A 14370-nucleotide genomic window follows, 5' to 3' on the forward strand; every position below is an offset into this window, starting at 1 on the left:
AATATAAAATTATCTATCAAATGGGATATTTATCTGCTGTCACCCTGTTATGGGCTTTTTCCTTCAGCCTGATTGGCGTCTATCTGGCGGGTCAGGTTGATGCCTGGTTTTCGGTTCTGACCCGAGTCACACTGGCAGGGCTGGTTTTTCTTCCCTTTCTGCGCAAGCAACACCTGCATGCAAAGCTGGCACTGAAGCTCATGGTCGTCGGTGCTTTTCAGCTCGGGATCATGTACTGCTTCTACTATCAGTCATTCCTCTATTTAAGCGTACCGGAAGTGCTGTTGTTTACCATCTTCACCCCCATTTACGTCACCCTTATTTATGATTTGCTGCACAAGCAATTCTCTGCCTGGTATCTGTTGACCGCCGTGATTGCGGTCTTGGGTGCGGCGGTGATCAAGTTTGCCGGGATCAATGAGAACTTTGTTGTCGGCTTCCTGATAGTGCAAGGTGCCAACCTCTGCTTTGCCATCGGCCAGGTCGGTTACAAGCACATCATGGAGCAGGAACAGGCCGATTTACCGCAGCATACGGTCTTTGGCCTGTTTTACTTAGGGGCGATCTGTGTCGCGCTGCCGATGTTCCTGTTATTTGGCAATATCGACAAGCTGCCAACGACATCTACCCAGTGGGGTATTTTAATTTACCTGGGTACGTTCGCTTCCGGGCTGGGCTATTTCATCTGGAACAAAGGAGCGACGATGGTCAATGCCGGCGCTCTAGCGATTATGAATAATGCCCTGGTGCCAGCGGGCTTAATTGTGAATATTGTGATTTGGAACCGCGATGTGGACTACCCGCGCTTGATTATCGGCGGCGCGATCATCGTGGCATCGCTGTGGTTCAATGAAACCTGGGTGAAGCGAAAAGTCGAAATGGAAAGAACGGGATAAGAGCGGTTCTGTGGCCCTTGTGGACACCCCTCCCTCCTATATAACAACAAAGCGAGAAGCATTTGCCTCTCGCTTTTGATTTTCCTAGGGCCTAGAACCTGCTCTTCCTAGGGCCTTTTCATCAAATAAATGCAAACGCATCAGCAAACATACGCTCGCGATCAGCGCCTTTTTCTGCAGTGAACAGCTCGCGCGCAGCCCCTGCCATTTCAAACCGGCCGCACAGATAGATATCGTAAGCCGACAAGCTGATAAAATCATTGCTCACCGCTTCCAGTACATTACCCACTTTACCTTGCCAATTTTCTGGTGCTGTTTCTACAACCGGCACGTAAGTCAGATTACGGTGCTGCTCAGCCAATGCAGTGAGCTCATCGTTAGCATACAGTTGGCACGCATCACGGCCACCCCAATAAACAAAAATAGGCTGGCTAACGCCACGACTTAAGCAGTTATCCAGAATGCTACGCACATATGAAAAACCCGTACCACCGGCGATCAACAACAAAGGCTTGTCGCTATCTTCACGAACCCATGCATCACCGTGTGGGGCTTCAATCTCGACAGGCTCACCAGAAGCCAGAGCAGCCTTCATCGCCTCAACCACTTCCATGGCATAAGGGTTATGCTCAGCGGCACCAATATGCAGCTCCAGCTCATTTTCACGGCAAGGGCTGCTGGCAATCGAAAACGGGCGTGTGTCTTTCTCACCCATTACTGCCAACAAGTATTGACCGGCCTTAAATTCAATGGGCGCTTCAGGCTGTAATAAAATCTTAAATGTATTACAGGCTAATGACTCTACTGACTTTACTTCGCATTTGATGGACATTATCTTCCTCTAGTCTAGCTCTAATACCAAGTCGCTTTTCACTACGGCCTGACAGGCAAAGATCCAACCTTCGGCTTGCTCGTTCTCAGTAAGCATAGGCTCTAGTTGGTAACTTATCTCGCCCGTTTTTTTACGGCACATGCACATGGCACAAACACCGACCTGACAGCGGTTAGGAAAAGCAATGCCTGCGTTGAGCGCAGCTTCCAATACGGTTTCCTGCTCGCTGGCAGTGAATACAATATCGTGCGGCAACAGGTGTATTTGATGCTTCGCGGTAATTTCTGACATGGTTAATTAATCTAAAACGTTCTCTAAAATACCCAGCTCATCCCAAATGGCATCGACCTTGGCAACAATTTCAGGATCTTTGGTGATCGGGGTTCCCCATTCACGATCGGTTTCCCCCTGCCATTTGTTGGTTGCATCGAGCCCCATTTTAGAGCCCAACCCCACAACCGGCGAGGCAAAATCCAACGAATCAATCGGGGTATTGTCGATCAACATAGTATCCCGGCTCGGATCCATACGGGTGGTGATCGCCCAGATCACATCATTCCAGTCACGTGCATTAACGTCATCGTCACACACAATCACAAACTTGGTGTACATAAACTGCCGTAAGAATGACCAGACCCCCATCATCACGCGCTTGGCATGACCAGGGTATTGCTTCTTCATCGTCACCACGGCCATCCGGTAAGAACATCCTTCCGGTGGCAGATAGAAATCAACGATTTCAGGGAATTGCTTTTGCAGAATAGGCACAAACACTTCGTTGAGTGCGACACCTAAAACCGCAGGTTCATCGGGCGGACGACCGGTGTAGGTGCTGTGATAAATCGGATCTTTACGCATCGTAATATGGGTGATGGTAAAGACATGGTGACGTTCGACCTCGTTGTAGTAACCGGTATGATCGCCATACGGGCCTTCGTCAGCAAATTCATTCGGGTCAATGTAGCCTTCGAGCACAATTTCCGCACTGGCGGGTACTTCCAGCTCATTGCTAAGGCTCTTCACCACTTCCGTCTTACTGCCACGCAGCAAACCGGCAAACGCATATTCCGATAAGGTATCAGGCACCGGGGTTACCGCCCCCAAAATCGTCGCCGGATCGGCACCAAAAGCCACCGTCACCGGGAACGGTTCGCCCGGGTGGGTTTCCGTCCAGTCACGTAAATCCAGTGCGCCGCCACGGTGGGCCAGCCAGCGCATGATGATCTTGTTCTTGGCGATTTTCTGCTGGCGGTAGATACCGAGGTTCTGGCGTTTTTTATTCGGTCCCTTGGTGATGGTCAGGCCCCAGGTCAGCAATGGAGCGACATCCCCCGGCCAGCAGCTCATCACCGGGATCTTGTCCAGATCCACCTCGTCACCTTGCCAGATAATCTGCTGGCACGGGGCCTTGCGCAGCCGCTTGGTCGGCATATTCAAAACCTGCTTGAACACCGGCAGCTTATCTATGGCATCACGGAAACCGCGCGGTGGCTCAGGTTCTTTCAGGTACGCCAGCAATTCGCCCACTTCGCGCAGTTCTTTGACCTCTTTTCGGCCCATCCCCATGGCAACACGCTCCGGGGTACCAAACAGGTTAGCCAGCACCGGCATGTCATAGCCGACAGGGTTTTCAAATAACAGTGCCGGGCCACCCGCACGCAAGGTACGGTCGCAAATTTCGGTAATTTCCTGATTTGGATCGATCGGCTGCTGAATACGCTTTAATTGCCCCTCTTGTTCGAGGTAATCAATAAAGTCTCGCAGATCCTTGAATTTCATAGGTTCTACCCGTTGCCAATAATAAAGCAGCAAGACTCAAAGGGTTGCTGCTATCTGCTATCAAGTTCGCGACATTATAACGATTTGTTAACCTGAACACACTGCAAAAACCAAGCAAACACCAGCAACAGAAGGATAAGTTGTCTTCATCAATGAAGTGCGCAGTTACGGCAACTCAGTCAGCGCCAGCTGCAGGTTTTTCTGCAACACCTGATTGCGGCTCGATGCTGCAATTTGCTTTAACCAGCCGACATAGCCTTGCTGAGCGAGTTGCGTCGCGACCACATGACCGTCATCGACTTCGTTAAGTTTATCCACCAGAAACTCACGGATCTGCGGTGACATCGGTTTCTGCACCGCCAGTGCACGGTATGCCTGTTGCTTAAGGGAAGGGTTTATTGTTGCTGCCATCAACTGCTCAACAGCCTGTGGCGATGGTGCCAGATCAGCCAAACGATTCAGCTCAGCCAGACTATATTGATCGGTACGGCGGCGCCACAGCAGGTGATACAAGGGCTGATCACCGGATAATGCCGCCAGGTTGGCAATAATGGCATTATCAGGCAGCCACATCAGATGCGAGTCGGAAGAAAATTGCGCCACCAGCTTCGCGATCGCATCGGATGATAAGCTGGATAACTGTTCGAGGAAAATATTACGGCGTTGTTTCTGAGTATGGGTATCTCCCGTCAGCCATTTGGACAGGATCAAGGAACCGGCTTCGGCCTGTTGCACCATCTTTTGGGCCAGCAGAATTTGCTGCCAGTGCAACACTAGACCACGTGACTGGGCGCCATAGTGAAAGGCTGACTTAGTGACCAGGTAGCCATCTCCCTGCTCAACCACGGTAAAAGCAGGTTTACGATCGGCCTGGGTTTGCAGCCAGTCTGCTTTCATTTGATCTAACTGGCCAAACTCAACCGCATGTTGTACCAGTTGTGCCCGCACCGCTTCCTGCTGTAACGGTGCCAGCTGAGACAAGTTAAACTCTAAGGCTCGAAAATCACTGTTGTTATATAAGCGGGTTAATGCCGCAACCCGGCTCACCACTTGTGATGATACTGCAGCCTGTTGGACCTCTTGCTCTGTCACTTCAATCGCCAATGCAGAGTTAATGCATCCAGCTAATAGCAAGAGTGCCATGCACATTCCTTGTCGCATGCCGTCTCCTTACGGTAAGTAAATCCATTCTGTTTTTTTATCGTCGAGGTTTTGCCGTCGTCGAGAGTGATCGTGCAATGTCTACCCGCCGTCCTGGTCAAGTATTGCCGTTATGGCATGTTTACGATTCACCGCTAAAAAACATTAATCGAATGCTGTTTTTAGTATGCCGTAATTGTAACCCATAAAAAACGCCACACTAGGTGGCGTTTATTATTTTGTGACTTAAGCAGTCTTGATTAAGACTTCTGACGGCGCATCGCGTCAAAGAATTCATTATTCGTCTTAGTCATCGATAGCTTGTCGATCAAAAACTCCATGCTATCGGTTTCATTCATTGGGTGAACGATCTTACGCAGAATCCACATTTTCTGCAGCTCATCCGCTTTCGCCAATAGCTCTTCACGACGGGTACCAGAGCGGTTGAAGTCAATCGCAGGGAAAACACGTTTCTCAGCAATCTTACGAGACAGGATCAGTTCCATGTTACCTGTACCTTTAAATTCTTCGTAGATAACTTCATCCATCTTAGAACCAGTATCAACCAGCGCTGTTGCGATGATAGTTAAGCTACCACCTTCTTCAACGTTACGTGCTGCACCGAAGAAACGCTTAGGACGGTGTAGTGCGTTGGCATCAACACCACCGGTTAGTACCTTACCCGATGAAGGAACAACGGTATTGTATGCACGTGCCAGGCGGGTGATGGAATCAAGCAGGATAACCACGTCTTTTTTGTGTTCAACCAGACGCTTCGCTTTCTCGATAACCATTTCTGCCACTTGAACATGGCGCGATGCTGGCTCATCAAACGTTGATGCAATTACTTCACCTTTAACCAGGCGTTGCATCTCGGTCACTTCTTCCGGACGTTCATCGATAAGCAATACCATCAACTCACACTCCGGGTGGTTGTAGGCAATACTTTGCGCGATATTCTGCAGCAACATGGTCTTACCCGCTTTAGGCGGAGCAACAATCAGACCACGCTGACCTTTACCAATCGGTGATGCTAAATCAAGAACACGAGCTGTGATGTCTTCTGTCGAACCATTACCACGCTCCATGCGCATACGATCGTTCGCGTGCAGCGGCGTCAGGTTTTCAAACAATATCTTGTTTCGGGCGTTATCCGGCTTATCGTAGTTAACTTCGTTTACTTTTAATAACGCGAAATAACGTTCACCGTCTTTAGGAGGACGAATCTTTCCGGCAACAGTGTCACCAGTGCGAAGATTGAAACGGCGGATTTGGCTAGGAGAAACGTAGATGTCGTCGGGACCGGCAAGGTATGAACTGTCTGAGGAGCGGAGGAAGCCGAAGCCATCTTGGAGAATCTCTAGAACACCATCGCCAAAAATGTCCTCACCACCTTTTGCGTGCTGTTTGAGAATGGAAAATATAATGTCCTGCTTTCTCAAACGCGCCAGGTTTTCCAATCCTAAGCTTTCGCCAAGCGCAACCAATTTTGGAATAGGTTGGTTCTTCAGTTCTGTAAGATTCATAGTGGTGGGTTTCTTGTCTGTCAAAATGGGGGTTCTATATTAGTTTGGATAGAATTGACCTATGGGCTGGTCAAGAAATGAACGATACAACAGTATACGTGCAACAAGTTATCACTAAATATTCCTTCCGTCTAGCATAGTCGGAAGACAAACTGCGCACAACTGAGAAATTGCGCACAGTTCGCGTATGACGGCTTATAGGTTCGCGTCCAGGAACTCTTTAAGTTGGGTCTTAGACAGCGCACCAACCTTCGTTGCCGCTACTCCGCCATCTTTAAACAATAACAATGTCGGAATACCACGGATACCAAACTTAGGCGGGGTTGCTGAATTCTGATCGATATTCAATTTACCGATAGTCAGTTTACCCTCGTACTCGTTCGCGATCTCGTCAAGAATTGGGGCAATCATTTTGCAAGGACCACACCATTCAGCCCAAAAATCGACTAGTACCGGGCCCGCAGCATTAACTACATCACTGTCAAAACTTGCGTCTGTAAGCTGCACAATCTTGTCGCTCATCTTCCACTCCAATGGTTGATTTTTTTAGCTGATTTTATTTTAACCAGCAAATCGATGCCCTATTTGAATGGAATCCGTTTCGTATTGCAACCCTAAGCTGATATTCTATGCGAATGAAGACGACTCACATCACAGAGCAGAAATTTGCCGACCTAGGTTTACACCCTACGGTTTTATCAGGACTGGAAGCTAAAGGGTATCATTATTGTACCCCTATCCAGGCCTTGGCATTGCCGGTCGTGCTCGCCGGCCAAGACATTGCAGGTCAAGCGCAAACAGGTACAGGTAAAACCCTGGCATTCCTGACTGCGACTTTTAACCATTTGATCCTTAACCCTGCATCAGAAGATCACAAGGCTAACCACCCACGGGCAATTATCCTTGCCCCAACGCGTGAGTTGGCGATCCAGATTTTCAATGATGCTCAACCGTTACTCGAAAGCACCGGCCTGAAAGCAGGTCTTGCCTACGGTGGCGAAGCCTACGAGAAGCAGCAAAAAACACTGGAAGCTGGCGTAGATATCTTGATCGGTACTTGTGGCCGTATTATCGATTTCTATAAGCAACGTGTTATTGATCTGGCGTCAATTCAAGCGGTGGTTCTTGATGAAGCGGATCGCATGTTCGATTTGGGCTTTATTAAAGATATCCGTTTCTTGTTCCGCCGTATGCCTGCGCCTAAAGCACGCGTAAACATGTTGTTCTCTGCAACATTGTCTTACCGTGTGAAAGAGCTAGCATTCGAGCACATGAACAGCCCGGAAAGTGTGGTTGTCGAGCCTGAACAAAAAACAGGTCATCGCATCCAGGAAGAGCTGTTCTACCCATCCAATCAGGACAAAATGCGTCTGTTACAGACCCTGATTGAAGAAGAGTGGCCCGATCGCGCGATTATCTTTGCCAATACCAAGCACCGCTGTGAAGATATCTGGGCACACCTTGCCGCCGATCAACACCGTGTTGGCCTGCTAACCGGTGATGTACCACAGAAAAAACGTATCAATATTCTGGAACAATTCACTCAAGGTGAACTCGATATTCTGGTCGCGACGGATGTGGCGGCACGTGGTCTGCATATTCCCCAGGTGACACACGTCTTTAACTATGATCTGCCAGATGATGCTGAAGACTATGTACACCGTATCGGTCGTACCGGTCGTGCCGGCGAAAGCGGTCACTCGATCAGCTTTGCCTGTGAAGGGTATGCAATCAACCTGCCTGCCATTGAAACCTATATCGAGCACGCTATTCCGCAGTCAAAGTACGATGCCGAGGCATTGCTCGATGACCTGCCTGCCGCTATTCGCGTTCATCGTTCACCGCGTCAGGGTGGTAACCGTCGCAATAGTTCACAACGTCAAGGTCAGGGACAGGGCCAGTCGCGTCAACGGAATAACCGCCGACGCACACAACCACAGAAACCACAGTAAGAAATGCCGATGGAAAGAAGTTCAGTATCACCTCTGTACGCCGCAATTGATTTAGGCTCCAACAGCTTTCATATGTGGATTGTTCGTGAAGTCGCCGGCAGTGTGCAGACATTGGCTAAAATTAAGCGCAAAGTGCGTCTGGCTGCAGGGCTTAATGCCCACAACGAACTGAGTGAAGAAGCGATGCAACGTGGCTGGGAGTGCCTGAGCCTGTTTGCGGAACGCTTGCAGGATATTCCGGCCAAACGCATCCGTATTGTCGGGACGGCAGCGTTACGTACTGCGGTTAATGCTGAGACCTTTCTTTCCAAAGCAAAAGACATTCTTGGTTACGATGTCGAGATCATTCCCGGCGAAGAAGAAGCCCGAATTATCTATCAGGGTGTCGCCCATACCTCCGGGGGGAGCGACAAGCGTTTAGTGGTCGATATCGGCGGTGCCAGTACCGAGGTGATTATCGGTGAAGGCTTTGATGCCAGCGCATTAACCAGCCTGAAGATCGGCTGTGTTACCTGGTTAGAACGCTATTTTAAAGATCGCTACTTAACGGCTGAAAATTTTGAGGCGGCCATCAATGCGGCTAAACATACCATTGAGCCGATTGTCGAGCATTACACCCAGTTAGGCTGGGAAACCTGTGTCGGTGCCAGTGGTACCGTACAAGCCCTGCAGGAAATTATGCTGGCGCAAGGGATGGATGAAATTATCACCCTGCAAAAGTTAAAACGCATGCAACGTCAGGCAATGCAATATGAACGCCTGGAAGATCTTGATATTGAAGGGCTGACCCTGGAACGCGCGCTGGTATTTCCAAGCGGTTTATCCATTTTAATCGCCGTGTTTGAGTCACTGAATATCCAGTCTATGACTCTGGCCGGAGGCGCCTTACGTGAAGGTATGGTGTATGAAATGATGAGCCAGATGCGTCACCATGATGTACGCGAACGCACGCTTATCAGTGTTCAGGAGCGATTTCAGCTTGATATCCGGCATGCCAATGCGGTTACCCATTGTGCAATGGCGTTGCTGACAGCTTGTGAGCAAGAATGGCAACTGGAACCTCAGGCTAAATATCTGCTGCATGCCAGTGCCACCCTACATGAAATTGGTGCCAGTATTGAGTTCAAGAAAAGTGGTGAACATGCCGCGTACCTGATCAATCACATCGATTTACCAGGATTTACCCGGGCCCAGAAGCACCTGATCGCCGAGCTGTTACGTCGTTTCCGCGAACAGCTGACCAGCCTGCCGGAACAGCACGCGTTGTCTGCCCATAGTGCAGCCCGTCTTTTACGTCTGTTACGGTTAGCGGTCATTCTCTGCCATCGCCGCGACCATACCCAGCAGCCGCCATTTAGCTTATCGGTTGCTGATAATACCCTGGTTCTTGCTCTTCCTGCCGGCTGGCTTGCCGCCAACCCGCTCACCTGTGCTGAACTACAACAAGAAGCCACCCGCCAAACCGACATGGGCTGGCCACTGGTGATCGAAGAAAGCAAATAAACGCTTAGCTTCAATCCCAATCCGATCAAAAAAGGCTCCCCCGGGAGCCTTTTTTATTCTCTAAACGACCAATTTTAACCACAAATTAGCCAGTTATTCCGCTGTGACGAAGAAGGGCATCTATTTTCGGCTCACGGCCACGGAAGCGCTTGAACAGATCCATCGGCTCTTCACTGCCCCCACGCTCTAAGATGCAATCTAAGAAATCTGCGCCAGTCTCGGTATTGAAAATACCGTCCTCTTCAAAACGTGAGAACGCGTCTGATGACAGCACTTCCGCCCACAGGTAGCTGTAGTACCCCGCGCTGTAACCACCGGCAAAAATATGGCTGAAGCCGTGCGGGAAACGCCCCCACTCAGGGCTTGGTACCACCGACACGCGAGATTTCACCTCAGACAGGGTCTCAAGTACCTGTGCGCCCACTTCCGGATCGTAGTGAGTGTAGAGACTGAAATCAAACAAGCCGAATTCCAGTTGACGCAAAATACCCATGGCGGACTGGAAGTTCTTCGCTGCCAGCATCTTGTCTAACATCTCTTTTGGCAATGGCTCGCCGCTCTCGAAATGACCCGAGATGAATGACAGAGCTTCTTCTTCCCAGCACCAGTTTTCCAGAAACTGGCTTGGCAGCTCTACCGCATCCCAGGGTACGCCATTGATCCCGGATACAGCTGGCGCATCCACTTTTGTCAGCATATGATGAATGCCATGGCCCGTTTCATGGAACAGGGTGACCACTTCATCATGGGTAAACAGCGCCGGCTTATCACCAAGCGGCTTATTGAAGTTGCAGGTCAGGTACGCTACCGGCTTTTGCAAGCTTCCGTCAAGACGGGTACGACGAACCATACACTCATCCATCCAGGCTCCGCCATTTTTGTGCTCGCGGGCATAAAGATCGAGGTAGAAGCTGCCGCGCAGTTCGCCCGAGGCATCAAAAATATCGTAGAAGGAGACGCTATCGTCCCAGACATCAACCCCTTCACGCTGCTGTACTTCCATCCCGAAAACACGCTTGAGGACTTCGAACAGGCCTGCAACCACTTTATGTTCAGGGAAGTAAGGGCGCAGCAGTTCATCTGAAATACTGTAGCGATGCTGCTTCAGTTTTTCTGCATAAAAACCAAAATCCCACGGTTCCAGCTCATCGGCACCAAATTCACTCTTGGCGTAATCACGCAGCTCAGCCACCTCTCGCTCACCCTGAGGTTTCACATGGATCGCCAGATCATTTAAGAAACTCAGTACCTGCTCTGGGGTTTCGGCCATTTTGGTTGCCAGTGACTTTTCGCTGTAGCAATTAAAACCAAGCAGGCGTGCCAGTTCATGGCTCAGTTTCAGTTTCTCGGCAATGATGTCACTGTTATCCCATTTACCGGCATTCGGACCGCGATCGGAGGCACGGGTCACAAATGCCTCATACATTTCCTGGCGTAAAGCCCGGTTCTCACCGTATGTCATCACGGGCAAATAAGACGGAATATCGAGGGTAAACAGGTAGCCATCGAGCTCTTTAGCTTCAGCAGCGGCTTTGGCCGCTTGCAGCGCGGATTCCGGTAAGCCGGATAATTCAGCCTCATCGGTGATCTGCTTGCTCCACCCCATGGTGGCGTCCAGGACATTGTTGCTAAATGACGATGCCAGCTCTGACAGGCGCTTGCTGATCTCGCCATAGCGATGCTGCTCATTAGCGGGCAAACCAATACCTGACAATTCAAATTCTTTCAGCGCATCGGTGATCGATTTTTGTTGTGCTTGGCTTAACTGTTCAAAGTCATCATTGGCTTTAATCGTTTTATAAGCGTCATACAGGCCTTTATGCTGGCCGACCCAGGTACTGTAATCAGATAGCAGCGGCAGACAGCTCTCATAGGCTTCGCGCAATTCAGGGCTGTTTTTCACCCCGTTCAGATGACCGATCGGTGACCATATACGACTCAGACGATCATCGGTTTCAGCCAGTGGTGCACAAATCGTATCCCAACTCGGTACTGCCTCGCCGGCCAGCACATCGTCAACGTTGCGACGGCAGTCAGCAATGGCTTGTTCAACCGCGGGTTTTACGTGTTCTGGCTTAATTTGAGAAAACGGAGGCAGATCCGTCATGGTTAATAATGGGTTAGACATGTGCATATCCTTAATTCATTCTTCCTTTATTAAATGTGTCTTCGGGCATATCAATTCAATCCCTTACCCCGAATTATGAGCGAATTTTCTCTGTCAGCTCTATTATTTTAATCTCAAATCCACATATCGCTTTACTAAAGTTCCTGCCGCTGTCTGGCTATTCACGGACAATTCGCCATAATAGCCACCAACTGTCATCACTTAATACTCATAGAGACCGATTCATGCTGAGTTACCGCCACAGCTTCCACGCCGGCAACCATGCCGATGTGGTTAAACACATCGTCCAAAGCCTGATCCTGGATGCACTCAAGCAAAAAGATAAGCCTTTCGTGTATCACGACACTCACTCCGGCGTTGGCCGTTACGATTTGCAAGATGAGCGCAGTGAAAAAACCGGTGAGTTCAAACAAGGCATTGCCCGTATCTGGTCTCGTGATGATATTCCCGCTGAAATCGCGTCATACATTGATGCGATCAAAGCGCTCAATGACAGTGATGAACTGCGTTATTACCCAGGTTCACCGCGAGTCGCCCGCGCTCAGCTTCGCGAACAGGACCGGATGGTGCTGACTGAGCTGCACCCGTCAGATTTCCCGCTGCTGCTGCAGGAGTTCCGAGGCGATCGCCAGGTGCGGATGTATAAAGAAGATGCTTTCCTGCGCTTAAAAGGCAGCTTGCCACCGAAAGAACGCCGTGGTGTGGTGTTAATCGACCCGCCTTATGAGCTCAAGCATGAGTACATGGATGTGGTCAACGCGATCGCAGATAGCTACAAGCGCTGGGCAACTGGCACCTATGCGATTTGGTACCCAGTGGTATATCGTGAAAACATCGATAAAATGCTTAAAGGGCTGGAGAAAAGCGGCATTCGTAAGGTTTTGCAGATTGAATTAGGGGTTGAGCCCGACACGACCGAACGCGGCATGACGGCATCGGGCATGATTGTGATCAATCCTCCGTGGAAATTAGAAAGCCAGATGAAGGCGATTCTGCCCTGGCTGCAACAAGCCATTGCCCCGACTCACGGACACCACAAAATAGAATGGATTGTGCCGGAATAACCTTCCGACGACCCAACAACTTTGCAGGCGGGTGCATGCCCGCCTTATTCTTACCTTTAATAAGTTATTCCCTTCCCGTCCGACTTTCTCGATCCCCGCTACTCGTAACTCTCAACGTTCTTGATTACACTAGGTTCAGCTAATAAATCCTACAATAAGCGGAGAAAGTCATGGCAAAGCATTTTGATTACATTTGTATCGGCGGTGGTAGTGGCGGGATTGCATCGGCAAACCGGGCTGCCATGTATGGCGCAAAAGTGGCCCTGATTGAAGCCAAGGCGCTTGGCGGTACTTGTGTCAACGTGGGTTGTGTTCCGAAGAAAGTGATGTGGCACGGCGCGCAAATTGCTGAGGCTATGCACCTTTATGCCAAAGATTACGGCTTTGACGTAGACGTGAAAAGTTTTAACTGGAGCAAGCTGGTAGAAAACCGCGAAGCGTATATCGGCCGTATCCATAAAGCTTATGACAACGTTCTTGGTAACAACAAAATCGAAGTGATCACTGGTTTTGCTACCTTTGTTGATACTAATGGCGGTAATGTTAAGACCATCGAAGTAAACGGCGAGCACTACACCGCCGATCATATCTTGATTGCCGTCGGTGGCGAACCAACTATCCCTGACATTCCTGGCGCAGAGCACGGTATCGATTCAAACGGTTTCTTCGATTTGAACGAGCAGCCTAAGCGCACAGCCGTGATCGGTGCTGGTTACATTGCGGTCGAAATCGCCGGTGTACTGAGCGCACTGGGTACCGATACCCACCTGTTCGTTCGTAAAGAGTCACCGCTACGCAGTTTCGATCCGATGATCATCGAAACGCTGGTAGAGGTGATGGATACGGAAGGCCCGACACTTCATACCCATTCAATTCCGAAAGCAGTGGTTAAAGAGGCCGATGGCACAACAACCCTGCACTTTGAAAACGGCGAGTCGCACAATACCGACCTGCTGATCTGGGCCATCGGCCGAAACCCGACCACAGATAAAATCAATCTGGCAGCAACGGGCGTAGAAACCACGGAGCATGGCTACATCAAGGTTGATGAATATCAGCAAACCAATGTTAAAGGTATCTACTGTGTGGGTGATATCATGGCAGGCGGTATCGAGCTGACCCCTGTGGCCGTTAAAGCGGGCCGTCAGCTCTCTGAGCGCCTGTTCAACGGCAAAACCGATGCTAAGATGGACTACAAACTGGTCCCGACGGTGGTCTTCAGCCATCCGCCAATCGGCACGATTGGCCTGACCGAGCCTGAAGCCATTGCCGAATACGGCGAAGACAACGTGAAAGTGTACAAATCGGGCTTCACGGCGATGTACACGGCCGTGACCTCACACCGTCAGCCCTGCAAGATGAAACTAGTTTGTGCCGGCCCGGAAGAAACAGTGGTTGGCCTGCACGGCATCGGTTTTACCGTCGATGAGATGATCCAGGGATTTGGTGTTGCAATCAAAATGGGCGCAACCAAAGCAGACTTCGACAGCGTTGTTGCTATCCACCCAACCGGATCGGAAGAATTTGTTACCATGTAGATGGATGTCTGG

11 protein-coding genes and 1 pseudogene are annotated in these 14370 nt (G+C 50.0%); 5 read left to right on the forward strand and 7 right to left on the reverse strand.

The features are described from left to right. Positions 1 to 20 precede the first annotated feature (20 nt). Positions 21 to 896: a carboxylate/amino acid/amine transporter gene (locus C9I89_RS11910; RefSeq protein WP_107283578.1), complete on the forward strand. Its 876-nt coding sequence runs from the start codon at positions 21 to 23 to the stop codon at positions 894 to 896. Positions 897 to 1017: 121 nt separating this feature from the next. Here C9I89_RS11910 and fre read toward each other — a convergent pair whose 3' ends face one another. The 6 genes and pseudogenes from fre to trxA form a co-directional block, all read right to left on the reverse strand. Beyond that, entirely contained in the window at positions 1018 to 1728 is a 711-nt protein-coding gene (gene fre, locus C9I89_RS11915) for an NAD(P)H-flavin reductase (RefSeq protein WP_107283579.1), read from the reverse strand. 9 nt (positions 1729 to 1737) lie between these two features. Next, a complete protein-coding gene (locus C9I89_RS11920) occupies positions 1738 to 2019 on the reverse strand; it encodes a 2Fe-2S iron-sulfur cluster-binding protein (protein ID WP_107283580.1) in 282 nt (93 codons plus the stop codon). Positions 2020 to 2055: 36 nt separating this feature from the next. Next, positions 2056 to 3507: pseudogene (ubiD, locus tag C9I89_RS11925) on the reverse strand (4-hydroxy-3-polyprenylbenzoate decarboxylase); the annotation flags it as partial. A 165-nt stretch (positions 3508 to 3672) separates the two neighbouring features. Further along, on the reverse strand, positions 3673 to 4668 hold the full coding sequence (locus C9I89_RS11930) for a hypothetical protein (protein ID WP_245905476.1): 996 nt from the start codon (positions 4666 to 4668) through the stop codon (positions 3673 to 3675). A gap of 239 nt (positions 4669 to 4907) precedes the next feature. Next, on the reverse strand, positions 4908 to 6173 hold the full coding sequence (gene rho, locus C9I89_RS11935) for a transcription termination factor Rho (protein ID WP_107283583.1): 1266 nt from the start codon (positions 6171 to 6173) through the stop codon (positions 4908 to 4910). Between the two features lie 195 nt (positions 6174 to 6368). Beyond that, entirely contained in the window at positions 6369 to 6695 is a 327-nt protein-coding gene (trxA, locus tag C9I89_RS11940) for a thioredoxin TrxA (protein WP_107283584.1), read from the reverse strand. A gap of 113 nt (positions 6696 to 6808) precedes the next feature. On the opposite strand from trxA, the gene rhlB reads away from it, so the two are divergent. Both rhlB and gppA read left to right on the forward strand, forming a co-directional pair. Next, positions 6809 to 8125, forward strand: a complete 1317-nt coding sequence (gene rhlB / locus C9I89_RS11945) for an ATP-dependent RNA helicase RhlB (protein WP_107283611.1) — start codon at positions 6809 to 6811, stop codon at positions 8123 to 8125. 9 nt (positions 8126 to 8134) lie between these two features. Beyond that, the gene (gene gppA / locus C9I89_RS11950) at positions 8135 to 9628 is read left to right on the forward strand and encodes a guanosine-5'-triphosphate,3'-diphosphate diphosphatase (RefSeq protein WP_107283585.1); all 1494 of its coding nucleotides are present in this window, start codon (positions 8135 to 8137) and stop codon (positions 9626 to 9628) included. 85 nt (positions 9629 to 9713) lie between these two features. Here the strand turns inward: gppA and prlC are convergent, their stop codons facing one another. Next, entirely contained in the window at positions 9714 to 11756 is a 2043-nt protein-coding gene (prlC, locus tag C9I89_RS11955) for an oligopeptidase A (RefSeq protein ID WP_107283586.1), read from the reverse strand. A 224-nt stretch (positions 11757 to 11980) separates the two neighbouring features. Here prlC and C9I89_RS11960 point away from each other — a divergent pair, with 224 nt between their 5' ends. Both C9I89_RS11960 and gorA read left to right on the forward strand, forming a co-directional pair. Further along, positions 11981 to 12820 carry a 23S rRNA (adenine(2030)-N(6))-methyltransferase RlmJ gene (locus C9I89_RS11960; protein WP_107283587.1) on the forward strand — a complete coding sequence of 280 codons (840 nt, stop codon included), beginning with the start codon at positions 11981 to 11983 and terminating at the stop codon, positions 12818 to 12820. A 170-nt stretch (positions 12821 to 12990) separates the two neighbouring features. After that, entirely contained in the window at positions 12991 to 14358 is a 1368-nt protein-coding gene (gorA, locus tag C9I89_RS11965) for a glutathione-disulfide reductase (RefSeq protein ID WP_107283588.1), read from the forward strand. Positions 14359 to 14370 lie beyond the last annotated feature (12 nt).

Source organism: Photobacterium lipolyticum (genome assembly GCF_003026475.1).
In the GTDB taxonomy this organism is placed as follows: Bacteria; Pseudomonadota; Gammaproteobacteria; order Enterobacterales; family Vibrionaceae; genus Photobacterium; species Photobacterium lipolyticum.